At 53.9% G+C, this 24,802-nt stretch carries 19 protein-coding genes; 6 read left to right on the top strand and 13 right to left on the bottom strand.

Going from position 1 to position 24,802, the window contains the following annotated elements:
- Positions 1–30 precede the first annotated feature (30 nt).
- The 3 genes from QZ170_RS04470 to rsmI form a co-directional block, all read right to left on the bottom strand.
- Positions 31–774, bottom strand: coding sequence for a DNA repair protein RecO C-terminal domain-containing protein (locus QZ170_RS04470; protein WP_297177750.1), 744 nt, complete (start codon positions 772–774; stop codon positions 31–33).
- Positions 775–868: 94 nt separating this feature from the next.
- Positions 869–1,723 carry a hypothetical protein gene (locus tag QZ170_RS04465; protein WP_297177747.1) on the bottom strand — a complete coding sequence of 285 codons (855 nt, stop codon included), beginning with the start codon at positions 1,721–1,723 and terminating at the stop codon, positions 869–871.
- Between the two features lie 12 nt (positions 1,724–1,735).
- A complete protein-coding gene (gene rsmI / locus QZ170_RS04460; protein WP_297177744.1) occupies positions 1,736–2,500 on the bottom strand; it encodes a 16S rRNA (cytidine(1402)-2'-O)-methyltransferase in 765 nt (254 codons plus the stop codon).
- A gap of 865 nt (positions 2,501–3,365) precedes the next feature.
- Between rsmI and QZ170_RS04455 the strand changes: the two genes are divergently transcribed.
- From QZ170_RS04455 to QZ170_RS04445, 3 genes are read left to right on the top strand one after another with little or no spacing between them, the layout of a single operon-like run.
- Positions 3,366–5,624, top strand: coding sequence for a cation:proton antiporter (locus QZ170_RS04455; protein WP_297177741.1), 2,259 nt, complete (start codon positions 3,366–3,368; stop codon positions 5,622–5,624).
- A gap of 44 nt (positions 5,625–5,668) precedes the next feature.
- Positions 5,669–7,672 (top strand): alpha amylase C-terminal domain-containing protein, encoded by a 2,004-nt coding sequence (locus tag QZ170_RS04450; protein WP_297177739.1) that lies wholly within the window; start codon positions 5,669–5,671, stop codon positions 7,670–7,672.
- A 46-nt stretch (positions 7,673–7,718) separates the two neighbouring features.
- A complete protein-coding gene (locus tag QZ170_RS04445; protein ID WP_297177736.1) occupies positions 7,719–8,663 on the top strand; it encodes a ribose-phosphate pyrophosphokinase in 945 nt (314 codons plus the stop codon).
- Between the two features lie 247 nt (positions 8,664–8,910).
- Here QZ170_RS04445 and QZ170_RS04440 read toward each other — a convergent pair whose 3' ends face one another.
- From QZ170_RS04440 to QZ170_RS04430, 3 genes are read right to left on the bottom strand one after another with little or no spacing between them, the layout of a single operon-like run.
- Positions 8,911–9,225, bottom strand: a complete 315-nt coding sequence (locus QZ170_RS04440) for a DUF4834 family protein (protein ID WP_297177733.1) — start codon at positions 9,223–9,225, stop codon at positions 8,911–8,913.
- Positions 9,226–9,279: 54 nt separating this feature from the next.
- Positions 9,280–9,969: a CDP-diacylglycerol--serine O-phosphatidyltransferase gene (pssA, locus tag QZ170_RS04435; protein ID WP_297177730.1), complete on the bottom strand. Its 690-nt coding sequence runs from the start codon at positions 9,967–9,969 to the stop codon at positions 9,280–9,282.
- Between the two features lie 18 nt (positions 9,970–9,987).
- Complete coding sequence (locus tag QZ170_RS04430; RefSeq protein ID WP_297177728.1) at positions 9,988–10,641, bottom strand: phosphatidylserine decarboxylase family protein; 654 nt, start codon at positions 10,639–10,641, stop codon at positions 9,988–9,990.
- 1,313 nt (positions 10,642–11,954) lie between these two features.
- On the opposite strand from QZ170_RS04430, the gene QZ170_RS04425 reads away from it, so the two are divergent.
- On the top strand, positions 11,955–12,875 hold the full coding sequence (locus tag QZ170_RS04425) for an ABC transporter ATP-binding protein (RefSeq protein WP_297177725.1): 921 nt from the start codon (positions 11,955–11,957) through the stop codon (positions 12,873–12,875).
- Entirely contained in the window at positions 12,868–14,151 is a 1,284-nt protein-coding gene (locus tag QZ170_RS04420) for an ABC transporter permease (protein WP_297177722.1), read from the top strand. Before QZ170_RS04425 ends, QZ170_RS04420 begins: the two co-directional genes overlap by 8 nt.
- A 123-nt stretch (positions 14,152–14,274) precedes the next feature.
- On the opposite strand, the gene QZ170_RS04415 is transcribed toward QZ170_RS04420, so the two are convergent.
- Genes QZ170_RS04415 through QZ170_RS04400 form a run of 4 tightly spaced genes read right to left on the bottom strand, consistent with a single transcriptional unit; the run spans position 14,275 to position 19,149 of the window.
- The gene (locus QZ170_RS04415; protein ID WP_297177719.1) at positions 14,275–15,693 is read right to left on the bottom strand and encodes a Gfo/Idh/MocA family oxidoreductase; all 1,419 of its coding nucleotides are present in this window, start codon (positions 15,691–15,693) and stop codon (positions 14,275–14,277) included.
- A gap of 55 nt (positions 15,694–15,748) precedes the next feature.
- Entirely contained in the window at positions 15,749–17,335 is a 1,587-nt protein-coding gene (locus tag QZ170_RS04410) for a peptide chain release factor 3 (protein WP_297177716.1), read from the bottom strand.
- Positions 17,332–17,886, bottom strand: coding sequence for a DUF4924 family protein (locus QZ170_RS04405; protein WP_297177714.1), 555 nt, complete (start codon positions 17,884–17,886; stop codon positions 17,332–17,334). Before QZ170_RS04405 ends, QZ170_RS04410 begins: the two co-directional genes overlap by 4 nt.
- A gap of 12 nt (positions 17,887–17,898) precedes the next feature.
- Positions 17,899–19,149, bottom strand: coding sequence for an ectonucleotide pyrophosphatase/phosphodiesterase (locus QZ170_RS04400; protein ID WP_297177709.1), 1,251 nt, complete (start codon positions 19,147–19,149; stop codon positions 17,899–17,901).
- Between the two features lie 826 nt (positions 19,150–19,975).
- Between QZ170_RS04400 and QZ170_RS04395 the strand changes: the two genes are divergently transcribed.
- A complete protein-coding gene (locus tag QZ170_RS04395) occupies positions 19,976–21,655 on the top strand; it encodes an AMP-binding protein (RefSeq protein ID WP_297177706.1) in 1,680 nt (559 codons plus the stop codon).
- An 84-nt stretch (positions 21,656–21,739) separates the two neighbouring features.
- On the opposite strand, the gene bioB is transcribed toward QZ170_RS04395, so the two are convergent.
- From bioB to QZ170_RS04380, 3 genes are read right to left on the bottom strand one after another with little or no spacing between them, the layout of a single operon-like run.
- Positions 21,740–22,732 (bottom strand): biotin synthase BioB, encoded by a 993-nt coding sequence (gene bioB / locus QZ170_RS04390; protein ID WP_297177703.1) that lies wholly within the window; start codon positions 22,730–22,732, stop codon positions 21,740–21,742.
- A 55-nt stretch (positions 22,733–22,787) separates the two neighbouring features.
- On the bottom strand, positions 22,788–23,174 hold the full coding sequence (locus QZ170_RS04385; protein ID WP_297177700.1) for a hypothetical protein: 387 nt from the start codon (positions 23,172–23,174) through the stop codon (positions 22,788–22,790).
- A gap of 20 nt (positions 23,175–23,194) precedes the next feature.
- Positions 23,195–24,754 carry a peptide MFS transporter gene (locus QZ170_RS04380; protein WP_297177697.1) on the bottom strand — a complete coding sequence of 520 codons (1,560 nt, stop codon included), beginning with the start codon at positions 24,752–24,754 and terminating at the stop codon, positions 23,195–23,197.
- Positions 24,755–24,802 lie beyond the last annotated feature (48 nt).

Below are 24,802 nucleotides of genomic sequence, written 5' to 3'. Positions count from 1 at the left end.
CCTACTCACATATGCTCCGACGGGTATACCCTACCCTCTTAGCAATCCCTCCTGTCCGAGCTGACGAAGGATCGGTAGGCTCCGAAGAGCGGGGAAGGCATGTAGATGCAGCCTATAGTAGTCGAGGAGATGATCTAGGATCACCCCCCGATCGACACGGCTGTAGCGATAGCAATGCATGTTTGCGTAAGTCATCCTCAGAAAGGCTGGGAGATGCAGTGCCTCCTCAGCGGAGAGTGAAGCCCCCCGAGGGGTAGAGGTGTAGACTAGATCAAGGAGACAGAAGGGCAAGCCTCTACCCTCTCCCTCCTGGGGTAGCTGGGGTGCAATCCCGAGGACATGGAGCAGGTGCAGTAGGAAGCATAGATGGAAGTTTGCCACCCCTCGCTCCAGTTCTCCCCAGAGCTCAAGCGAATGACTAATATAGTGGTAGACCTCGGGGTCAGCCTCTGGGAGGGTACAGACACGATAGAGGAACTCGGAGAGGAACATCGCCTGAGCACTCTTCACTGGATCGAGGTGCATCTGATGATGTAGGTCTATGGGGCGTACCTCCTTGATATGCAGGAGATCTTTCCGCTTATTATCCTCCAGCATGACCTCGAGCTCTGCTAGGGGCTGAAAGTGTACCCTCAGGGGACTACGTCGGTGCGTCGACTCAGGGACAAGCACCCCTACCCGGCCACGCTCTAGTGTGTAGAGGTGGTAGATAGAGTAGCGGTCGTTGTAGCGGATACGAGAGAGGACGATAGCTGAGGCCGGGGAGAAGATCATCAGGAGGCAAAAGAGAATAGATGAGTGTAGCCCATACCCTCCACCCTAAGACTAGGGGTGAGAGCATGGGCTACAGTGAGTGTTTGGGTAGGGGTTAGTCTACCTGTACGATGAGGATCTTGGAGTTGCTCCAGAAGGCCTGTGGGTTCTTGATGTAGAGCACCAGTTGCTTGTCGGCACCGGCTGTCAGCTCGTAGGAACTAGCGGGGTGCACCGTCAGGAGCTTAGCCTTACGGCTCAGCAGAGGTAGCTGCGAGAGGTCTCGTAGGTCGATCTTAGTGAAGTAGCTGAGGTTAGCGTTCTCGGTCACGACACGGCCACTCTTCAGCAGGTTCATCTCCTTGAGGTCAGAGGAGGTACCGATGCAGTAGCGTACGGTATTCATCTCCTTGTCCTGAGCTGCCAGAGCCTCGGCCTGCTGTGCGGTAGCGGCTGCTAGACGATCCACGTCGCTATTGCGTCGTGTGAGCATGGAGTCTAGGGCACCGATGGCGATGTTCTTACGCTCGAGCTCCTGGGTGAGGGCGACGACACGCTCCTTCTGAGCCTCGAGCTCCTTGCGCAGGGCAGCGACGGTATTCGCCAGACGCTTGTTTCCCTTCTCACTCGCAGCGAGCTTCTTGGTCAGCTCATCGATAGCTGCACTGCTAGCACGTAGCTTATCGTTGATCAAGAGCATATTGTCCTTGATGCGATCCTGCTCTGAGCGCTTGATATCCCCATTCATTGGATTGACATTGATCATACCTTCGACTGAGGAGATCTCCTGGAAGTTGGTCAGGACGCTTGCTACGAGGGAGTCGGTCTCGTGTAGCTCAGCCTCGTAGTTCTGATTGATTACGGCCAAGGAGTCGTACTGAGCCTTCAGCTCCTTATAGTCGCTTGAGTTCTTGCCGCAGGAGGCAAGGACTAGGAGCAAAGCTCCGCATAGGATGAGTCTCTTTGTCATAATAGTCTCTATTTATTGGTTCCATTTCTTTGACCTCTTCGTCCTCTGAGGCTCCTCTCTTGGGGGTGCATCAGGGGATGAGGGGTCTTCTGATGATAGGTCAAATGTAGTATTTCTTCCGATAACGATCACAAACTCACCCCGAGGCTCGTGCTCCGTAAAGTGCTGGAGCACCTCTAGGATGGTACCACGGACAGCCTCCTCGTAGAGCTTCGTGAGCTCACGCACGACGACCACTGGGGTCGATGGATGGAGGTGCTCTGAGAGTTGCCCTAGCGTCTTCACCAGCCTATGGGGGGACTCATAGAGGATCGTCGTGTAGCTAGAGCGAGCGATCTCTTGGAGCTTGGTCTGTCGTCCCTTCTTTACGGGGAGAAATCCCTCGAAGGTAAAACGATCTGAGGGCAAGCCTGAGGCCACTAGAGCCGGGACAAATGCAGTAGCCCCTGGCAGGCACTCGACCTCTATACCCCGATCAATACATGCTCTCGTGAGCAGGTAGCCAGGATCAGAGATCCCGGGTGTACCCGCATCAGAGACCAGAGCCACCTCCCCCTCGGCCTCGATACGATCGCAGAGGCGATCGAGTGCCGCGTGTTCGTTGAACTTGTGGTAGCTCTGCATCGGGCAACGGATCTCGTAGTGCTGTAGTAGTAGTCCTGTGGTACGGGTATCCTCAGCTAGTATCAGGGACACTCGTCGGAGGACGTGTAGTGCACGCAGGGTAATATCCTCTAGGTTACCGATCGGTGTCGGTACAAGGATGAGCTTTGCCATTGAGCCAGTTTATACCTCTGACAGGGACGCTATGGGATGGATACCGCTGTACCCTGTCCCTCTATGAAGGCAAGTCCTCCACATGTCCCTTATCAATTCATTTCATTTATTACAAAGATACAGTATTCTCCTCAGAGAAGCACAAGCCCAAAGCAGCATCATGGAGACACCTCAGAGCTAGTGGGGGGATCTCCCCCTATGTAGGGGCTTATCAATTAGAGCCCTCCACTCCATTAGAATTAGGGGAATTAGAGGAATTAGGGGAAATCTGAATGCTGGGAGTCTTCATCAATACCACTTGGAATAGTATATAGGTATTCCACGCTAGGATATAGCCCCCCCACGTGGGTCACGGACGAGATAAAGCGAATAGATATTGTCGTAGGCACAGTACTACCATTGGAAACAAGTCAGGTGCACTAGGCTCTCGGAGTTAGTCTAGTCTTCCTGGAGTAGTTTGATACTTATCACCCCTTTTGAGCTCTCAACGAGGGGTGGAGCGTATACACACGTGTACACTGTTGTATACACGTGAGTACACTTCTGTATACACGCGTGTACACTGATGGGCTCTCGATAAGAGCCTCTGGGGCGATAGGGTACCTCCACTGTGACCACTATAAATAGTAGATGAGAGAGATCCAACAGGGGAGACTATGAGGGGAGGATGAAGAGCCGTCCCTCTTCCCCCTATATATTATTGTAGGCAATACATCTTGGGATAGGTTATATGATTGGGGGAAGGCTTGACACGTGGGTATCCCCTAATTTGTAGGGAATTAGTATCTTTGAGGCTAGGAATGTGCTCATTGTGCCCTAGCTAGACTAGAGGTCACCGAGCCAAAGGAAAAGAATAGAATACTTTATGTCCAAGCAACGTGGCTCTTGGCCCTTTGTCTTTTATATCAGTATCCTGCTGATCGCAGTGGCTGCTCTCTGGGGTACGCTTCAGTCAGGGGAGCACCTAGTACCAGGGGGCTCTAATCCCCAAAGCCAAGAGACGCTCTCTCTCACTACAGCCTTCTCCGACTTTCAGTCCTCTGTCTCAGAGCATGTGCAGTCCACGATAGGGCTTCTCCTGCTCCAGATCTTGATCATCCTCGTCATAGCACGTCTGATGGGCTGGCTCTTTCGTAAGATGCATCAGCCTGCGGTCATCGGAGAGATCGTAGCGGGGATTATCTTAGGGCCATCCCTGCTTGGACGTTTCTTCCCCGACCTCTTCCATGCCATATTCCCTCCCTCTAGTCTACCCAACATCCAGCTGCTAAGTAACTTTGGGTTGATCCTCTTCATGTTCGCCATCGGGATGGAGCTCCGTCTGGGAGATATCCGTCGCCAGTTCAAGCAGAGTATCATCATCAGCCATATCGGGATCTTCATTCCCTTTGGGCTCTCCCTGCCCTTAAGCTACGGCATCTATACACAGTATGCAGCGGGATACACGAGCTTCACCCCCTTTGCGCTCTTCATCGGGATCGCGATGAGCATTACCGCCTTCCCCGTGCTCGCTCGCATTATACAGGAGAATAAGCTCTCCCGCACACACCTCGGCAAGCTCTCACTATCGACAGCAGCGGCAGGAGATATCACGGCATGGCTCATGCTAGCAGCGATCATCGCTATCTCCCAAAGTGGGAGTATCCTGAGTACGGGGTACAACCTCGTCTTCCTAGTTGCCTACCTGCTGATCATGTTTGGGGTCATACGCCCTCTATTCCGCACGGCAGGGAAGGTATATAACAACACCGAGGTCATCACACACGGCTTGGTCGGGGTGATCTTCATCCTCCTCCTACTCTCTTCATATGTGACGGAGCTCCTGAGCATGCATGCTCTCTTCGGTGCATTCATCTTCGGGCTAGTAATGCCAGAGGATCTCTCCTTCCGAAAAATCATCACGGACAAGGTGGAGGATGTATCACTCCTCCTATTCCTCCCGCTCTTCTTCGTCTCTAGCGGGCTACAGACAGAGCTGGGGCTAATCAGTGGTGTGGGGATGTGGGGGCTCTTAGGGCTCTTCACCCTAGTCGCTGTCGTTGGGAAGGTTGGGGGGACCTATATCTCCGCTCGTGCCTGTGGGGAGACCTCTCTCAATAGTATCTACCTCGGGGCCTTCATGAACACCCGAGGTCTCATGGAGCTCGTCGTACTGGGTATCGGGTATGAGATGAAGATCCTCCCACCAGCGATCTATGCAGTACTCGTACTGATGACAGTAATCACCACCGTGATGACTATGCCGATGGTACACCTGATCAATTGGATCAAGCGGCTCCTAGAGCGTAGAGAGGAGCGGCTAGAGACCATCAACAAGCAGATAGGAGTCAAGGTACTCCTATCCTTTGGGCGCCCCTCTACAGGGGCAACGCTCCTTCGCCTGACTAATCAGCTCCTCTGCCGGGGTGACGCTCACCTCAATGTCACTGCCCTGCACATCACGACCGATGAGGATATCAACTCTATCGACGCAGATAAGTACTTCGAGGACAACTTCCGCCCCATCCTCACCGAAGCTACTAAGCTCGCACTTCCCCTAGAGACAGACCATCAGGTATCACGTGACGTAGAGGGGACTATCCTCACCAAGCTCGTCGAGGAGAAGTATACGCTACTCATCGTCGGGGCTGGTATCCGTCTCTCCTCTGATGAAGATGATCGGGAGGCGACGACCATGCGCGAGCAGATGAGCCGGCGTATGGGCTCCTTCTCGGTACGTACGACCGAGGCACTCCTCTCTATCCACGGGATGCTACGTGATAAGATGACGGTCTTCATCGAGAAAGCCCCCTGCTCGGTAGGTGTACTGCTAAGCAGAGCCTTCGATACGCCGAGGACCATCGTTCTCTTCCTCTCCAGCGAGGATGATATCCGGATGATCCCCTACGCTCGCACCATTACTACGAATAATCGTGGGACTCTACAGATCATCGCTACTCCAGGGCTGGATACCAAGAAGGCCATCCTACACAAGGGTGAGCAAATCATCTCCGGCAGCGTCACTGAGCTCCCTGTGGGATGTGACTTGGTGATACTGGGCTACGAGCTCTGGAGTGACACCTATGATCACAACAAGGATCTCCTAGTCACCCTCCCCTCTACCCTCATACTGAATCTCAAGTAACATATACGTACTAACCGCCCCAAGGGCACTACACAAACCATCTTATGACGAAGCTAGCAACGAACGACCCCTGGCTGAAGCCCTACGAAGAGCGCATCCACAGAAGAATGGAGTTCACACGAGCACGCGAACGCTCTCTGACCCAGGGTGGAGATGTACCCCTCGAGCAGTTTGCTGACGGATACCTATACTATGGCCTACACCGAGATGAGCGAGGCGCATGGGTTCTACGAGAGTTCCTCCCTGGAGCACAGAGCGTCTATCTCATAGGCTCATTTAATAACTGGCAGACGATGTCTGTATGGAAGCTCAAGCGAGTCGATGACTATGGTAACTGGGAGATTAAGGTCGCAAGCAATGCGCTCCATCATGGGGATTTCTATCGTCTCTTTGTCCACTGGGGACATGGGAGTGGCGAGCGTGTACCAGCATGGGCGACTCGAGTAGTACAAGATAGCCAGACAGGGATATTCAGTGCTCAGGTCTGGGAACCAGAGCAGGCATATACCTTCAGACACACACGTCCCACTGGAGGGGATGAGCCTCTGATGATCTATGAGTGTCATATCGGGATGTCCTCCGAGGAGGGGCGAGTCAGTAGCTACCGAGAGTTTCAGGAACAGGTACTTCCTCGCATCGTAGATCTAGGCTATAACGCGATCCAGATCATGGCCGTGCAGGAGCACCCCTACTACGGATCCTTTGGCTATCATGTCTCGAGCTTCTTTGCCCCAAGTAGTCGCTTTGGTACACCAGACGAACTCAAGGAGCTCATCGATACAGCCCACGGATACGGGCTACGTGTCATTATGGATCTCGTGCACAGCCATGCTGTAAAGAATGAGGTGGAGGGATTGGCTAAATATGATGGCTCTCGTACCCTCTTCTTCCACGAAGGTCCACGAGGAGACCACCCAGCGTGGGGCTCACTTTGCTTTGACTATGGGCGTAACAACGTCATGCACTTCCTACTCTCCAACTGTAAGTATTGGCTCGAGGTATTCCAGTTCGACGGCTTCCGCTTCGACGGAGTCTCCTCTATGCTCTACTACAACCACGGCCTTGGGGAATCTTTCACCTCCTATGCTGACTACTTCAATGGGCATCAGGACGCAGATGCGATGGCCTACCTCACCTTGGCCAATAAGCTCATCCACAAGGTCTACCCTGGGGCGATTACAATAGCAGAGGAGGTGAGTGGTATGCCTGGGCTAGCCTCATGTATTGAGGGTGGAGGCTTTGGCTTCGACTACCGATTGGCAATGAACATCCCAGACTTCTGGACACAGCTCATCAAGGAGCACCCAGATGAGGCTTGGAGCCCAGGAGCCATCTGGTATGAGCTCACGAACCGTCGTGAGGATGAGCGGACGATCAGCTATGCCGAGAGCCACGACCAAGCCCTCGTTGGGGATAAGACCATCATATTCCGCCTGGCAGATGCCGAGATGTACTGGCATATGAGCCGGTCTAGCCGTACGCTATCCATCGACAGAGCCGTCGCCCTACACAAGATGATCCGCCTCATCACAGCAGGGACGATGAATGGAGGATACCTAACCTTCATGGGCAACGAGTTTGGCCATCCCGAATGGATTGACTTCCCTCGTGAGGGGAACGGCTGGTCGTACCACTATGCACGCCGTCAGTGGAGCCTAGCAGATAACCCAGATCTCCTCTACCACGACCTAAGGAACTTCGATCGTGCTATGGTACACCTCATCGAGCAGACCAAGGACTTCAATTCCCTACCCCTCACACAGTACTGGGCACATGAGGAGGATCAAGTACTCTGCTTCGGACGGGGAGATTTACTCTTCTTCTTCAACTTCCATCCCACGGCTGCTTATACGGACTATGCTATCCCCGTCCCTGAGGGGAGCTATACGATAGCACTTGATACGGACGCCAAGGACTTTGGAGGGTACGGGCTCATCGATGACCAGCAGGTCTATGAGACACTGCTACGAGGAGAGGGAGATACCACCACGAGCGAAATATTCGTTTATCTCCCCCCTCGCATAGCCCTTGTGCTAAGACGCCAATAGACGTAGGCACTACATAAGAGAGCTTCTCACAAACTTCATACATCTCATGAGTATTGATACAAACAATGTGGCGATCTTTGCCGGTTCGGCATCCCTAGAGCTTGCCTCTAAGATCGCCGAAGGCCTAGGTATCAGCCTAGGAGACATGGAAGTCGAGCACTTCGCCGATGGCGAGTTCTCCGTCTACTACAAGGATAGCATCCGTGGTAAGGACGTCTTCCTCATACAGTCCACCTATCCCTCCTCGGACAATATGATGGAGCTCCTGCTGATGATCGATGCTGCTAAGCGTGCCTCGGCTCACTATATCGCTGCCGTCATCCCCTACTTCGGATGGGCACGCCAGGATCGCAAGGATAAGCCACGTGTCTCCATCGGGGCAAAGCTCATGGCAGACCTCCTAGGTACTGCTGGGGTCACCCGACTGATCACGATGGACCTACACGCTGACCAGATCCAGGGCTTCTTCAACGTCCCCGTAGACCACCTCTACGCCTCCACGGTCTTCATCGACTACCTACGTAGCACCTCCGACCTTGATCGGACTGTCGTGGCAACACCTGACGTCGGCGGAGCCAAGCGGGCAAACTCCTATGCGAAGTTCCTCGGTGTACCTATGGTCATCTGCCACAAGAGCCGTGCTAAGGCCAACGAGGTCGCTGAGATGACGATCATCGGGGACGTGAGGGACAAGGATGTAATCCTCGTAGACGACATAGTCGATACCGCTGGGACGATCTGCAAGGCCGCTGACCTGATGATGCGTAATGGTGCCCGGAGTGTCCGCGCTATCGCTAGCCATGCCGTACTGAGCGATCCTGCGACGGAGCGTATCGAAGCCTCTTCACTTACTGAGATGATCTTCACGGACTCTATCCCTCTACGCAAGCACTCTGATAAGATACATATCGTGTCTGTAGCTGGGGTCTTCGCCGAGGCGATAAAGCGTGTCATCAATCACGAGTCCATCAGTATCCTTTACTCGCTCTAGGGTCATATCTAAGTGGAGCCTAGCTCCTATGTGAGACCAGGCTCCCTCTAGCGTACTTCCCTCCCCTAGATCACAGAGTAGACCGTACCCTCCCTCGCTGGAGGCGTACGGTCTACTCTTTTGTGTCCTTGGGCATAATTCTATATTAGCTTTATCCAGCCTCTGGGATAGGAGAAAATAAGCAGAGACCCCATCCGAAGATGAGGTCTCTGCTTATTACTTGATGACTTGCTAGGGGAGGGCTCTCCTACTCCTTAGGGAGCTCCTCGAAGTCTACATATTCATCCGATGAGGAGCGATCAAACTTCCTCGCCTCGATCGTATCCAGCTCTTGCTTTTGCCGGGGCTCAGAGCCTGCACCCTCGGTATCACGTCCATTAGTAGCGGTACGCTGTCGTTGTCCATAGTCTCTCTGGGATGAGCTGTAGCCTCGTGCGGAGGTAGCCTCATCCATACGTCGCTGTGCACGTCTGAGGATGTGGCTTAGGAGCCAGACCTGGATACGAGCTCTGAAGAACCAGAGTACCCAGAGTATGAGTAGGAAGATGATAAGTCCGTCCATTGTCGTCTCGTTATTGATAATACATGCTTATCCCTAAGCAAAGAGTATGCCAAACTACTCTTCCTTCGCAGGAAGAAGCGAGAGGAAGACATAGGCAATGATCGTGAGACTACAACCAAACCATCCTCGAGTCAGGATAGCGACGATAGCAATGATCACGAGGAGGATCTGCCGCCAGAGTGCCTTTAGAGGAGCCTTCTTCAGCTTGAAGGAGAACATCGGCAGATCACTCACCATCAGAGCAGAGAATAGGACAGCTAGCACCAGATAGGTAATGAGTGTCAGCTGGGGGCCAATCGTATACTGGATACTCTCTAGTGCAAAGGATGCTCCGATCCAAAAGAGCGCATTGGAGGGCACCGGGAGTCCTAGGAAAGACATCGTCTGACGCTCGTCGTGATTGAACTTCGCTAGGCGTAGGGCTGCGAAGGCTGGTAAGATAAAGACCCCATAGGCGAGCATACTTCCGCCCGAGAGCGTGCTCAGTCCTTGATAGACGAGCAGTGCGGGGGCAACCCCAAAGCTCACGACATCAGCTAGTGAATCCAGATCCTTCCCGATCGGACTCGTCACACCTAAAGCCCGTGCCATGAGTCCATCGAAGAAGTCGAAGACGGCAGCCAGTACGATACACCAAGCTGCACACTCTAGGTTTCGCTCCTGGAGTGTATAGACGATAGCTAAGACCCCCGAGAGGAGGTTAGCACAGGTGATTGTGTTGGGGATATGCTTCTTGATACTCATCTCTATTATCTCGTATCGTTAGCGAGGGAGCGTAGCAATGTCCGTGATGTTCCCCTTGACACGCTGGCCGACCTTGACGTGCACCTCGCTACCGAGGGGTAGATATAGGTCTACACGAGAGCCAAACTTGATGAAACCAAGGTTCTCATTGATCTTGACTCGCTGTCCCACCTCCGGATAGGTGACGATGCGACGTGCGATAGCCCCTGCTACTTGACGCACGAGGACTGTATCTCCAGCCTCGTTGCGGATGACTACAGCGGAGCGCTCGTTGTCCGTACTGCTCTTAGGCAGATGTGCTGATAGGAAGCGCCCTGGGGTGTGGGAGACATGCTCGACGACACCATTGCAGGGGATCCAGTTCACGTGCATATCGAAGACGTTCATGAAGACCGATACCTGTAGGCAACGTGTCCCGAGGATCTGTGTCTCATCGACCTCTTCGATGACGACGACACGCCCATCGGCAGGGCAGACGACTTCCCGTGAGCCATCTGAGTGCTTGCGGGGCTCATAACGAAAGAAGTTCACCACTCCAGCGAAGAAAGCCACAGAGAGTAGTGCAGGGATAAGGGTAAACGCCCCCGCATAGAGGGCGATGAGAGCGTTAATGCCGATTAGGCCTATCGCGAACCCGATAAGAGGGCCATGTCCCTCCTTGTGTAGCTGCATATCGTATTAATAATATTATTGTTTGGGCAGTGTACGCATATCCACAAAAGTAACAAAAAATACGCACTTTCCCTGATTGTGTGCAGTCTCGTAGCCTCTTATACGCTACACCTACACATACAAATACTATAGAATAGGAGGGTATCCTTGAGTATATCTATTCTCAGACTACAAGATAGACCCTACCCACACTCCCTTCTCTAGCATTTGGAGCGAAGGGCTGTATAGGTACCCCTCCTTCTCTAAAGAGTCGTCTCCCTATCCACGAGTAGCTAAATAGGGGGGATGGAGAGAAAGTCGGTGTCTCCCCCAGAGGAAGGTGGCGAGCTCATCAAGATAGAAGCATTACCACTTTCCCCCACCTATCTAGGGGGTACTCTCTGAGTCGACAAACACTAGAAATAGGGGAATAAAACATATGATCTACGCATATTCATCTTCAGCGAGCAACTTACAGAGAAGCGCTTCAGATAACACGCCAGGGCCGACGCATAATCTCGCTCGCACACTCCTGCCTTTGGATCTTCGGGGGTATTATTTCATAACCCAGGGAGCCTTAGCCCATCACTAAAGATCCTCGGCATTATCCCCAAGAAACAGACATACAAGCGAGCCCTATAGAGGGTATACTTAGAGCGAGGTAGTATACACGCGTGTATACTGTTGTGTACACGTGGGTATACAGTTGTGTACACACGTGTATACTCATCCATCCTAGATAGGAGGTACTCGCTGGGCATATCTAGCCTAGGACATAGATACTTCTATCTTCGGAGTATACTCCCCCACGACCTTGCCCTCGCACTATAGTGATTGCATACGTCAGCCCTGGATAACACGCTCTATATCAAACGTACCGAGCACTCAAAAACGAACATACTAAGAAGGCTCATACGCTCTCGGTAAGAACGTCCTCATCACCTTACATAGGTGATGAGGACGTTCATTATAGGAGCGTGGGCGCGCTCTCGGTATACTCATCTTTGCCTCTTCGGAAGGCGAGCTACGAGAGGGGTGAAATACACTCGGGGATCTGGAGGATGCCCTCCTTTATCCCCCTATCAAACCCATCAACGGCTGCGCAAGCAATATGCGACAAAGGAGAGTATCACCCGAAGAGAAATGGAACTAGTGTACCCCCTCATCAGAGGCACTCTGAGTCAGCAGGCGCAATAGAGCACTCTGTCGAGCTCTCTTAGATAAGAGGCTCTGTCTTCGACCTCAGATGTATCGAGTACATCATCCTCAAGTAGTGAAGGATAAGGAGTAGCTTTTGACTACCTTTGCGAGACAATTTAACTAGTACACTTAGTATGCCTTATCTGGAAGTAAAGGAGGTGAGCAAGCACTACGCTACACACACTGCTCTGGATCGAGTCTCACTCCAAGTGGAGGAGGGACAGATCTTCGGCCTACTCGGGCCTAATGGTGCAGGGAAGAGCTCGCTCATCCGTATCATCAACCGCATCACAGCGCCTGACAGCGGTCAGGTACTCCTAGAGGGAAAGCCCATCCGAGAGAGTGACCTGCGTCACATCGGTTACCTTCCCGAGGAGCGAGGACTATATCCCAAGATGAAGGTCGGGGAGCAGGCGATCTACCTCTCCCGCCTCAAAGGACTGACCAAACAGGAGGCCGAGGGGCGTGTCCGCAAGTGGTTCGAGCACCTAGACATCCTCCCCTGGTGGGAGAAGAAGGTGGAGGAGCTATCGAAGGGGATGCAGCAGAAGGTGCAGTTCATCTGTACCGTCATCCATGAGCCCAAGCTCCTGATCTTCGACGAGCCCTTCAGTGGCTTTGATCCCGTGAATGCAGAGACGCTCAAGCAGGAAATCCTTCGCCTAAGGGACAACGGGACGACGCTTATCCTATCAACGCACAACATGCAGAGCGTCGAGGAGCTATGTGACAGCATCACCCTCATCGACCACGCTCGAGTCGTCCTCGCAGGACGCACAGAGGAGGTACGTCGGGCGCACAGCAAGGGGACAGCCCTCATCCGCTACGATGGACAGCTGACCCCCGAGGAGCTCACACGGCTAGCCCCGATCGAACATGAGCAAAACGAATGGGGCGGGACCATCCGCCTGCCTCTATCAGAGGGCGAAGACCTACGACATCCCCTCTCTCTACTCCCTCAGACACTCAGGATCCGCCATGCTGAACACGAGTATCCCTCAATGCATGAGATCTTCCTACAAACTGTACAATCGACCTCACAGGAACATGAATAATCTAAGACTCGTCATCGAGCGAGAGTTCTACTCTCGCGTACGCAAGCGTTCATTCTGGGTCATGACGATACTCTTCCCCTTCCTCATGCTAGCTATAGGAGCCGTTCCCATCCTCCTCTCTCAGGACGGGAGCGATAGCCAACGAGTAGCAGTGATCGATCATACGGGGAAGTACATCAAGCTCTTCCAGGATAGCCAAGCCTACTCCTTCGTCCCTGCAGACCGCCCCATAAGTGAATACAAGGGGGAGAACCATCCTGAGGAGATCACAGCCATACTTGAGATCCGCCAAGACCTACTTGAGGATCCTAGCGCCATAAGTCTCTTTTCCTTCAAGCAACTCCCCCGAGGCCTAGAGACCTACATCAACACCACCCTCTCCAGCTACCTCACGGATCAGAAGATCGCCTCCTTCCAGATACCAGAGCTCAAGGAGGCCATCCAGCAGAGCAAGGTCACGATCTCCGTGACGACCTACAAGTGGAACGAGGAGGGTGACGCCACGACGGCCTCTAGCTCTATGGCCTCGGCGCTTGGTATGGGGCTGACATTCCTCAGCTACATCTTCATCATGACCTACGGAGGTATGGTGCTCCAGGGAGTCCAGGAGGAGAAGAAGAGCCGGATACTAGAGATCATGGTATCCTCGGTGCGACCTATGGATATGATGATGGGCAAGATCATAGGTATTGGTCTAGCTGGTGTCGTGCAGATCATTGTCTGGGTCGTACTACTCACCTTAGGAACTATCGGCCTACAGTCCTTCCTCGGAGTGAATACGCCTGAGGCCACAGGAGCTATGTCCCCAGGTGGAGCCACAGAGCTCATCCAAGGACTACAGGCTCTTAGCGGGATCAACTTCACGATGATCATCGTCTGCTTCATCCTCTTCTTTATCGGAGGGTATCTCTTCTATGCCTCTATCCTAGCGGCTCTGAGTGCGACGGTCTCCTCGGATGAGGACAGCTCACAGCTGATGCTCCCTATGGTGCTCATCATGGTCTTCTCGATCTATGCAGGACTAGCTAGTGCAGACAACCCCGACGGTAGCCTTGCCTTCTGGTGCTCGATCCTACCCATTACCTCACCAATTGTGATGATGGTGCGCTTACCCTTCGAGGTACCCATCTGGCAGGTCACACTGAGCCTCGTCTTACTCTATCTCTCCTTCGTCGGCACAAGCTACTTCGGGGGTAAGATCTATCGAGTCGGTATCTTGATGTATGGCAAGAAACCTTCCGTAAAGGAGCTCCTTCGCTGGATACGCTATAAGTAAGGAGTCCTATCACGCTCCCCTCCCCCCACAGACACGAGAGACACGGGAGAGGATAGTAGAGAAAGCGAGCAGGCGACGCCCCTATGAGGGAGCGTCGCCTGCTCGCTTTGTTATGACTAAGGGTTACTTAGCGAAGTGTAGCTGTAGCCCCATGATGCGATCCCATGCGCCACGAGTGAAGTCAGGCATAGCGACGGGTGCAGAGTTATTCTGTAGAGACAGGCTGGTAAGCTCTCCGATAGAAGACCACTCAGCGAGGTCATAGACGTCCATATCGAGGGGGAGCCCCTTATGCAGGCAGTAGATCAGACGGTAGTCCATGATGAAGTCCATCCCTCCGTGGCCACCGACCGTCTTGGCCTTCTCTGCGATCTCCTTCTGGATAGGATGCTGGTACTTCTCCATGAGATACTTCTTCGTCTCATCACTGACGAAGTCGTGGCTCTTGAGGTCCTCATGGTTGGGGACAGCAGCCTTTGCTTCCTCTGTGGGACGTAGGCAGTAGCCTTCAGAGGGGTACTTGTTGGCAAAGCCATCGGTACCGATGACCTGATAGAGGCGGTTGTAGGGGCGATAGGAGGTGACGTTGTGCTCGAGGTAGATGGTCTTCCCCTTGGCCGTCTTGATGAGGGTCTGGGTCATCTCGCCGTTCTTGACGACAGGGTTCTTAATCCCCATTTCCTTCTCCATGAAGCGAGGCAGTGACGTAGCTGGGACATCCATAGCCGTCAGGTACTGCATACGGTCACCACGATGGATGTTGAGTACCCAACATGCTGGACCGAGGCCGTGCGTAGCATAGATGTCACCACGGAAGTCCTCGTTGGCCTTCAGACGCCAGTTGCCCTCATAGTACTTCCAGAAGGGCTCGAGGTTGTGAATATAGGCTCCCTTCGTGCTGAGGACTTCGCCGAAGAGTCCCTGCTGAGCCATATTCAGTGTAGTGAGCTCAAAGAAGTCATAGACACAGTTCTCCAGCATCATGCAGTGACGCTGAGTGCGCTCCGCGGTATTGACGACATCCCAAGCCTCCTTGAGGGTCATCACAGCAGGTACTTCACAGGCTACGTGCTTACCCTTGTTCATCGCATAGATCATCATCTCGGCATGGTGTCTCCAGTCGGTAGCGATATAGACGAGGTCAATATCGTCACGATCGCAGAGTGCCTTCCAGGCATCCTCCTTACCGCTATAGCTCGCAGCCTCGGGGAGGCCAGCCTTGGAGAGGATCTTCTGAGCCTTCTCCACACGCTCTGGGTGGAGGTCACAGAGGGCCTTGATCTCTACCCCATCGAGGTGGGTGAATCGCTCCACAGCACCAGGGCCACGCATCCCGAGACCGATGAAGCCTACACGGACGACTGGTATCGGAGCATGTCGTAGACCGAGGACGTCCTTCTGTCCCGCAGGACGCTTGGGGACATTCGTCTGGATGACATAGCTCTGGGGCGTTCTCTTGGCTACCTTCTTGCTCTGTGCATGTAGAGATCCGAAGGCAAAGGTTGCCACAAGGGCAATGGACAATAACTTGATTGTCTTCATGAGTAAATTGGTTAGTGAATATTACGGATAGTTCGTTGTTCTACGATGATTAGGATTAGTCACCGAACTCGGAGGTGAAGTGGAAGCGGATCTTCGGGAAGTCCTGCTGTGCCATCATCAGCACATAGCCCGAGTCAGCCAGATAGACGTCTCGTCCTGCTATATCCTTAGCCATGTACTGAGCCTTGCGTCGCTTGAAGTTCTCTAGCTCCGCAGGGTCATCCGATTCGATCCAGCAAGCCTTATGTAGGTTGACTGGCTCCCAGCGACAAGCCGCTCCGTACTCATGCAATAGGCGATACTGGATGACCTCAAACTGTAGCTGACCGACAGTACCTATGATCTTGCGCCCATTGAACTGATTGACGAAGAGCTGTGCGACTCCCTCTCCCATGAGCTGGTCGATACCCTTGGCGAGCTGCTTGGTCTTCATCGGGTCTTCGTTCTCGATGTACTTAAAGAGCTCGGGAGAGAAGCTGGGTAGGCCCCGGAAATGTAGATCCTCCCCTGCTGTGAGGGTATCCCCGATACGGAAGTTACCTGTATCAGGTAGCCCAATAATATCTCCAGCGAAGGCCTCGTCTACCGTCTCCTTCTTCTGAGCCATGAAGGCTGTCGGGCTACTAAACTTAAGCGTCTTGCCGAGCCTAATATGCCGGTAAGCGGCATTACGCTCAAATCTCCCAGAGCATATCTTGACGAAGGCGATACAGCTGCGGTGGTTGGGATCCATATTCGCATGGATCTTGAAGACGAAGCCCGTAAAGGCAGGCTCGTAGGGTGAGACCTCTCGCTCCTCGGCCTGTACAGGGCGAGGAGATGGCGCTATCTCCACGAAGCAGTCTAGGAGCTCCTGTACCCCGAAGTTATTCAGAGCCGAGCCAAAGAAGACAGGGGCAAGGTCTCCCCCTAGGTATTCATTCTGGTCAAAGGCTGGGTAGACTCCGTCTACGAGCTCGAGGTCTAGTCGGAGCTTCTCCGCCTGCTCGGGGGAGACATGCTCCTCGAGCTCAGGAGAGTATACATCCGTGAGGGTAATCGTCTCGGTGATACGCTGCTTGTCTGGAGTAAAGAGGTTCAGAGCTCCCTCGTAAATATTATACACCCCGCGGAAGCGTTGTCCCATGTCTATGGGCCAGGAGAGCGGGCGGACACGTACTTGTAGCTCGGCCTCTATCTCGTCCAGGAGATCAAAGGGATCACGTCCCTCACGGTCCATCTTGTTGATGAAGACCATGACAGGCGTCTTGCGCATACGACAGACCTCCATAAGACGGCGTGTCTGAGCCTCTACCCCCTTAGCTCCGTCGATCACGATGATGACACTATCGACCGCAGTGAGTGTACGGAAGGTATCCTCAGCGAAGTCTTGGTGCCCTGGGGTGTCTAGGATGTTGATCTTATAGCCATGGTACTCGAAGCCCATAACGGAGGTCGCCACGGAGATACCGCGCTGCTTCTCGATCTCCATCCAGTCACTGGTCGCCGTCTTCTTGATCTTATTACTCTTGACTGCACCAGCCACATGTATGGCACCCCCGAAGAGGAGGAGCTTCTCGGTCAAGGTTGTCTTCCCTGCGTCAGGGTGGCTGATGATGGCGAAGGTACGCCGCTGGTCTATTTCTGCTTTATATTCGTTCATTTAGTCTCTCGTTGGGGAGCAGTCTCTGCTTCGTGCTCGAGGTGGTACCTATGTGCTAGCATCGCTAGCAAGGCACTGATTTGCTTCATTGATTTCTGAGTCTCGGGGCTCACCTCCTTCCCCTGGAGGGAGAGGGTGATGTAGCCATATAGGGCATTGAGGTAGGTCTCGATATCCCCAGCTCCCTCACCCCCCTTAGCTCGTAGCTGAATCAGGGCTGGGAGGATCTGGAACTGTAGACCTGCGTAGATATAGTCATCCGGGTTGCTAGCGAACCTCCGATGGAGCTCCTCTAGCTCCATCAGGATGACACGATGGACATCTAGGTGTCCCTCCGTCTGCTTCCCCTCTATACGCATCATATCGATGAGCTCCTCATACCAAGAGCGAATCGTGGCTAGCTCCTCCTCGTTACCTTGATACCGGGGGAGGATCAAGCGTTCTACCCCCTCGGTAGAGACTCCAGCCGCACGGATGAGATCCTCCACCTGCCACATATAGAGGAGGTACTCGACGATATTCTCTCGACGCTTCTTCTGGGCAACGTACATGATAGGGGCTACCTACTTCTTGAGGAGTGACTGTGCTAGGCGCTCATCCGCATCATGGTGCTGGGGCTGTAACCCGAGGATCTTGCAGACGAGGGGATAGAGGGTAATATTGGGGATGGGGTCACTTTGCCTATGTCCAGCACGAAAGTCTGGACCGACGGCCTTGAAGATAGCCCACATCTCGGGGTGCTTATTGTCGAAACCATGTCCTGCTGCTAGGAAGTCCCGAGGGATCCCTCCTGGGCGGAAGAAGATCTGTGTCCCTAGGTCAGCCATCACGACGAGCTCCCCGATACGAGGGCTACTGCCGAAGTGGAGGCGTTCGGGGAGCTCACCCTTGCGATAGACAGTGATGTGAGGCACTTTCTTCAGGATCTGATAGGCCGTCTCTGTGTAGCTCGGCTTCGGGTACAGATGGGTGAAAGGGCCTGTCGCCACATGTTCAAAGCTATCTAAGGGGAGATAATCAGCTAGATTTACTGTCTTGGTCTTGTCGTAAGAAGCCATCCCGTGATCGGAGACCAGAATGAAGTCTACCTGCTTGTGTATGTCGAGGGCTGCCAGACGATCCCTAAAGTAGCCTATGACCGAGTCCATGCGCTCCACCATACGGAGAGTCTTAGGAGACTCGGGGCTCTCATGATGCCCTGTATGGTCGGGCTCCTCGATATACCACATGATGAGATTGGGGCGGTCAGCCTTGGGGAGCTGTAGCCAAGAGAGCACAGAATCTGCACGATCTGTATAGGGTACTTTATCGTTGAACTTCTTCCAGCGGTCTGGATGGAAGCCACCTATAGCGGTCTCGCTACCTACCCAAAAGAAACTAGCAGACTTCATCCCATGGCGACGAGCTACGTTCCATAGCGGCTCCCCCTTGTAGAAGGCTGGATCCTCGACAGCTGAGCGATCACCTAGGCGATAGTGTGCTCCACGCTCATCCCAGAACTCATTCCCCACGAGCCCATGATTATTCGGATAGAGTCCCGTGGCCATCGTATAGTGATTGGGGAAGGTAAGGCTTGGGTAGCTAGGACGAAAGCGTCCCGAGAGACCCTCAGCATCCATCTTATCTAGGTTCGGAGTGTGTGCTCGTTGCTGGTAGTCGGCTCGGAAGCCATCTAGGGATAGGATGACGACATAGCGATCATGTCGGGGAGTAGAGGCTGCACCAGATCTCTTAGCCCTACCCATCGTACCACAACCAAAGCTCAGCGCAGTGAGCATGAGTACGCTACATAGGGTAGATATACTTGATTTCATTATTAGGATACGTCTTTTATGAGCTCTTTCTTCTAGTACCAAGCACGGCCTACCCACGGGAGAGAGAGCGACTCGGACTGGCACAAAGATAGCAAAAAAGCCCTGCACCGGCCGTCCCTTGGCAGGGCTCTCCTCGGGCTAGCATAGGAAATCCCCAGAGGTCAGGAGCGACGTGGCCGAGGAGTACACCCTAGGGAAGGTAGTATCTGTACCCTAGATATATACGTAGCGAGCGTACACCTACTACCTAGCAGGGGTAGGTATACACGCGTGTACACACTAGTATACACGCATGTACACTACAGTGTACCCACGTGTACACTACTACGCTCTAGGTATGTCTTCTATAGAGCGCTCTAGTACGTATATCTCTTGGGGGTGCATATACGACCTCTTGGGGGGCTAATGCCTCACGACTTACACGATACAGTTATGGCGCCTGCTCACACGTGAAATAGTCGCCCCAGAGTCCTAGGGTAGAGCAGGCTAAAATGATACCAGGGATCGCCCTCCGAAGCGCTTATACACCTAGGCACAGAGGCCCAGCAGTCCGCAAAGCGGAGGGGCGAAGGCACCCACCCCAAAATATCGGGGGAGACCTCTCCTTCTCTAGGCAATATAGTCCTCCACCACTCGCCCCGAGGGGCTTAGCTCCTAAACATCCGCTACCCCACCCGCCAACTAGGGTGTAGCACTACATATAAAGGAGGGAGAGGCTCAGGGAAAATGCAGGCGGGAATAGGGAGAAAGCACTATCTTTGCGCAGATTTCAATTTGTGTGCAACCTCAAGGGAGGACGCACCGTGCCTAACGACATATAACGATCATGATAGATAAGAACCTCATCGCCCTACTAGAGGACAGCTTCAAGGAGCATTGGACCCTGCCCGCCGTCTCCAACTACGAGGGACGCGACTATACCTACGGACAGATGTGCGAGGCCATCGAGACCTGGCATCTATTCTTTGCCACTCAAGGGCTCCAGCATGGGGACAAAGTTGCCCTCATGGGCAAGGACTCGGCCGAGTGGAGTATCTTCTTCCTCGCTGTCATCACCTACGGATGTGTGATCGTACCGATCCTACAGGACTTCCCACCGCAGGATGCCATGCAGATCATCAGCCACTCCGAGGCTAGGCTTCTCGGGACGACCCCCAACCTCTGGAGCAGTATGACCCCAGAGGGGATCCCTGCCGTCTCGGTCGTCCTAGACTTCCAGGATCGGACAGTGCTCCATGCCGAGGCAAGGGAAGAGGTACAAGGACAGCTCCAGAAGGCAGAGCAAGACTTCGCTCTACGTTATCCCGAGGGGATGCGCCCTGAGGATGTCCACTACTATCATATCCCCAATAGTGAGCTCGTCGTGCTGAACTACACCTCAGGGACGACGGGCTTCAGCAAGGGGGTGATGCTCTCAGGGAACAACTTCGCTGGGAACCTCGTCTTCTGTATGCCGCGCAATATCATTCGCCCCAGGGAGCGTCTCCTGTGCTTCCTACCGATGGCGCACGTCTACAGCTGTATGATCAACCTCTTCCTCGCTCTAGCCAGCGGTACGCACGTAGTGATCCTAGGCAAGGTACCTTCGCCGAAGATCCTCGGTGTAGCCTTCAAGAAGGTTCGCCCCCAGGTCATCATCTCCGTCCCTCTAGTGCTGGAGAAGATCTACCAAAATACCCTACAGCCCATCCTCAAGAGTCCCAAAGTACGCCTCATGCTCGCTCTACCGATCCTACGTGACATCGTCTATCGTAGGGTCAAGGCACAGCTCACAGAGGGTCTCGGAGGAGCCTTCCGTCAGGTCATCGTCGGCGGAGCTGCCCTAAGCCCAGAGGTAGGCGCTTTCCTCAAGCGGATAGGCTTCCCCATCACGGTCGGCTACGGGATGACGGAGTGTGCTCCTCTCATCTCCTACATCGAGGCCGAGCACTGGCGTCTGCGCTCCTGTGGCCGTGTCCTACATCCCTATATGAAGGCTCGCATTGCACCTCTCGAGGATGAGCACCACACAGCCAGCCAGGGTACAGACCAGATCGGGGAGATCCAGGTACGTGGGGAGAATGTCTGCATGGGCTACTACAAGAACCCCGAGCAGACTGCAGCCCTATTCACCGAAGACGGCTGGATGCGCACCGGAGACCTAGGCACGATGGACAGTGACCATTACCTCTACATACGTGGCCGCTCCAAGGCGATGCTCCTCGGCTCCAACGGGCAGAATATCTATCCCGAGGAGATCGAGGCTAAGATCAGCCTACTCCCCTATGTACAGGAGAGCCTCGTCCTGATGCGCCACGGCAAGCTGGAGGCGGTGATCGTCCCCAACCAACAGCTCATCGAGGAGGCAGGGATGACCCTCGAGGAGGGATGGCACCTGATACAAGGGCTTAGGTCGAAGCTCAATGAGCAGCTCGGTAGCTACGAGAAGATCCAGCACTTCGAGCTCCGCACCACCCCCTTCGAGAAGACTCCGAAGCAGAGCATCCGACGCTATCTATATAAGTAGCGCCACACACCATAGATACAGCGGGCGACGGTTCCTCTAGGGGGAGCCGTCGCCCGCTGTCTTGTCTAGGGGTCGTCTAGGCCTCTAGTAGTCGTACTGTACCTCCCAGTCTACGGTACGGTTCTCCTTGCCACACTCGGCGATCATAGCCATATCTTCGCGCGCCTGCCTACCAATGGTCGTCAAGAGATCCCCCGTAATCGCCGAGTTGATACCGACATAGATCGCCCTACGCTGCGTCTCGGGGCTGAGCTGAGCTCGCCCCCCAGAGAAGCGAAGGAAGGCTCGAGGGTTCACCAGCCTAAAGACAGCGATCGCCGATAGGATCTCATCCTCCGTGAGCGGTGTGGCATGCCCCAGCGGAGTACCCTCGATCGGCTGTAGGATATTGATCGGGATACTCTCCGAACCCAGACGCTTGAGGTAGAACGCTAGCTCCACTCTCTGCTGTAGGCTCTCTCCCATCCCGATGATCCCTCCGCAGCAGATACGCATACCCACCTGTCGGGCTGCCTGGAGTGTCGCCTCCTTGTCCTGCTGGGTATGGGTCGTACAGAGCTCGGCGAAGTAACTAGGGGCAGTCTCCATATTGCAGTGATAGGTAGTGACTCCACTATCGAAGAGCTTCTGTAGCTGCCCTTGGTTGAGAAGCCCGAGGGAGGCACAGCACTTCAGCGAAGGCTCAGCCCTCTTGATCGCGCGATAGCTGATAGAGATAAGGTCTATCTCTCGGTCGGTCTGCCTGCGCCCACTGGCCACGAGGGAGAAGCGTCCGATACCCTGCTTGTGGTTATAGCGAGCCTGAGCCACACACTCGCTCGGGGAGACGAGGGCATAGCGCTCTGCCGAGGTCGCATAGTGACCACTCTGGGCGCACCACTTGCAGTCCTCGGGACAGTTGCCACTCTTAGCATTGATGATCGAGCAGGTGTCGAAGGCATTACCTAGGAAGTGCTCCGTGACCTCATGGGCCGCTTCGTAGAGCTCTGCACGATCGCCTCGGATGAGGAGCTCTAGGGCTTCGTCCTCTGTGAGGTCACCACCAGCGAGTATCCGAGCTTTGATTTCTTGGATCATGGATATGTGAAGATGTCGATATGAGATGAGTATGAATAATATATACGAGGAAGCCTCACGAAGCCATCGGTAGACACCGAGGCTTCGTGAGGCTTCTTTGCTTGTATTCCTCCCTGAGGGGGAGGTGATATGCAGGAGCTACTAGAGCTATGTAGGCAGTAGAGCAGAGTAGGAGCAGATGCTCTCTCAGCTCGGCCTGTAGCCCATCCTCCTCGTAGGGTTCACCTTGGGCAGAGGGGACATTTAATCCCTCTCGTGTATCACCACTACGATGAGCTAGGAGCCCAATGCACTTGCCAGCGAGACGCTCTGTGACGCTCGTGGCGAGGTGTCCTATAGTGACGTTGTGGCTTAGGCTATGGAAGACGGCTGCCCGACTTCGTGTCCAGCGACGAAAGCGAAGTCGGGAGACCGTCCTTACATGTTGTCCTTGACCCAACATCTGCTATAGGGGAGGTGATCTTACTTAGCTACACGCTCTAGCCACTTGACCATCGCGAGCATCGTAATCATAGAGGCTGCGCAAGCCCCAACGAAGACGAGCCAGCAGGCCCAGAGGGGAACATTCAGGTAGAGGATACCACCGATGAAGAGGAGGGAGTTCCCCACAGCTGTAGCAGCGAGCCAGCAGCCCTGCATTACACCCTGCAGATGAGGAGGTGCGACCTTCGAGACGAAGGAGAGACCGAGAGGAGAGATGAAGAGCTCAGCCACCGTCAGGATGAAGTACATACCCACCATAACAAAGGGGGTGATACGCATAGCCTCCTTGGCTGACTCATCCATTGTTGCTAGGGCTTCCTTACCGGGCAGAGCCATAGAGCAAGCCATCAGGAAGATATAGGCCGAAGCAGCGATACCCATACCGATAGCGATCTTGCGGGGAGCTGAGGGCTCCTTGCCCTTGGCATTGAGTCTTCCGAAGACGAACATGACAATCGGGGTGAGTAGCACTACGAAGATGGGGTTCACAGCCTGGAAGATCTCAGCACCCTTGATCTGCGTGAAGCCTAGGTCGATATTAATCACACTGAGGTCTACGTAGTCGCGGGCGAAGTACGTCAGTGAGTATCCATTCTGGTGGAAGGACATCCAGAAGAAGATGACGACAGCAAAGACAGCGAAGAGCGCATAGATACGCTGCTTGATCTCGGCAGCCCCCATCTTGACCTCTTCCTTAGAGATCTGCTTATCACCATCCTGTACCACAGTCTTGGTCCCAGGGTTAGGGAAGCGAGACTTATTCACGACGAAGATCACAAGTGATACAAGGATTATCACGATAGCTGCAGCAAAGGCATAGTGGAAGCCCCGGCTGAAGACATCCAGATAGCGATTGACGAACTCTCCAAGGTCAGAGTAAGACTGGCCTGCTAGGCTAACCTTGCTGGAGAGCGCCTGGAGATTGTCGAGTGCCTGCTGTGGCATAGCTGCACCTTCCTTGAGGTACCGGTGACATAGTGCAGGTAGGTCAGCACTGTAGTCGAAGCCATTGGTCTTGAGCCACCAGTTGCGTATCCCTACAGCCATGAAGGGAGCAAAGATTCCCCCGACATTGATGAACATATAGAAGATCTGGAAGCCCGCATCACGTACCTTGGAGTAGATAGGGTCGTCGTACATCTGACCGACGAGTGCCTGAAGGTTCCCCTTGAAGAGACCGTTACCGAAGGCGATAACTGCTAGCCCAAGGCAAGAGAGGGAGAGGTAGAGCCCGAGGTTGGGCACAGGGGTCGGGGTCGGGATAGCTATGATCAGGTAGCCGATAGCCATGACGACGAGCCCCATGAGGATCGTCCCCTTGTAGTTCTTGGTTCGGTCAGCGATGATCCCCCCTACTAGGGCAAGTAGGTAAATGGAGGCATAGAAGGCCGAGTAGATGTACCCTGTGACGTCCTCTGGCAGGCCAAACTTAGCCGAGATGAAGAGCGTCAAGATCGCCATCATGATGTAGAAGCCGAAGCGCTCTCCCATGTTGGCCAGAGAGGCTGCGAGCAATCCCTTAGGATGATTTTTGAACATAGAGTTGGTAAGTTGTTAGGAAGGTGAGTATTGTTGGTGAGTTATTCC

It is taken from the genome of uncultured Porphyromonas sp. (genome assembly GCF_905372525.1).
GTDB lineage: Bacteria > Bacteroidota > Bacteroidia > Bacteroidales > Porphyromonadaceae > Porphyromonas.
The sequence above is the reverse complement of the archived record's forward strand: the minus strand, read 5'-3'. Positions and strand labels throughout refer to the sequence as shown.

Bases quoted from the DNA above. Each gene is read 5' to 3' on its own strand.
- QZ170_RS04465 (WP_297177747.1), bottom strand. From the start codon at position 1,723: ATGACAAAGAGACTCATCCTATGCGGAGCTTTGCTCCTAGTCCTTGCC.
- QZ170_RS04470 (WP_297177750.1), bottom strand. From the start codon at position 774: ATGATCTTCTCCCCGGCCTCAGCTATCGTCCTCTCTCGTATCCGCTAC.
- pssA (WP_297177730.1), bottom strand. From the start codon at position 9,969: ATGAGTATCAAGAAGCATATCCCCAACACAATCACCTGTGCTAACCTC.
- rsmI (WP_297177744.1), bottom strand. From the start codon at position 2,500: ATGGCAAAGCTCATCCTTGTACCGACACCGATCGGTAACCTAGAGGAT.
- QZ170_RS04415 (WP_297177719.1), bottom strand. From the start codon at position 15,693: ATGAAGACAATCAAGTTATTGTCCATTGCCCTTGTGGCAACCTTTGCC.
- QZ170_RS04385 (WP_297177700.1), bottom strand. From the start codon at position 23,174: ATGTTGGGTCAAGGACAACATGTAAGGACGGTCTCCCGACTTCGCTTT.
- QZ170_RS04395 (WP_297177706.1), top strand. From the start codon at position 19,976: ATGATAGATAAGAACCTCATCGCCCTACTAGAGGACAGCTTCAAGGAG.
- QZ170_RS04420 (WP_297177722.1), top strand. From the start codon at position 12,868: ATGAATAATCTAAGACTCGTCATCGAGCGAGAGTTCTACTCTCGCGTA.
- QZ170_RS04450 (WP_297177739.1), top strand. From the start codon at position 5,669: ATGACGAAGCTAGCAACGAACGACCCCTGGCTGAAGCCCTACGAAGAG.
- QZ170_RS04410 (WP_297177716.1), bottom strand. From the start codon at position 17,335: ATGAACGAATATAAAGCAGAAATAGACCAGCGGCGTACCTTCGCCATC.
- QZ170_RS04405 (WP_297177714.1), bottom strand. From the start codon at position 17,886: ATGTACGTTGCCCAGAAGAAGCGTCGAGAGAATATCGTCGAGTACCTC.
- QZ170_RS04440 (WP_297177733.1), bottom strand. From the start codon at position 9,225: ATGGACGGACTTATCATCTTCCTACTCATACTCTGGGTACTCTGGTTC.
- QZ170_RS04400 (WP_297177709.1), bottom strand. From the start codon at position 19,149: ATGAAATCAAGTATATCTACCCTATGTAGCGTACTCATGCTCACTGCG.
- QZ170_RS04445 (WP_297177736.1), top strand. From the start codon at position 7,719: ATGAGTATTGATACAAACAATGTGGCGATCTTTGCCGGTTCGGCATCC.
- QZ170_RS04380 (WP_297177697.1), bottom strand. From the start codon at position 24,754: ATGTTCAAAAATCATCCTAAGGGATTGCTCGCAGCCTCTCTGGCCAAC.
- bioB (WP_297177703.1), bottom strand. From the start codon at position 22,732: ATGATCCAAGAAATCAAAGCTCGGATACTCGCTGGTGGTGACCTCACA.
- QZ170_RS04455 (WP_297177741.1), top strand. From the start codon at position 3,366: ATGTCCAAGCAACGTGGCTCTTGGCCCTTTGTCTTTTATATCAGTATC.
- QZ170_RS04425 (WP_297177725.1), top strand. From the start codon at position 11,955: ATGCCTTATCTGGAAGTAAAGGAGGTGAGCAAGCACTACGCTACACAC.
- QZ170_RS04430 (WP_297177728.1), bottom strand. From the start codon at position 10,641: ATGCAGCTACACAAGGAGGGACATGGCCCTCTTATCGGGTTCGCGATA.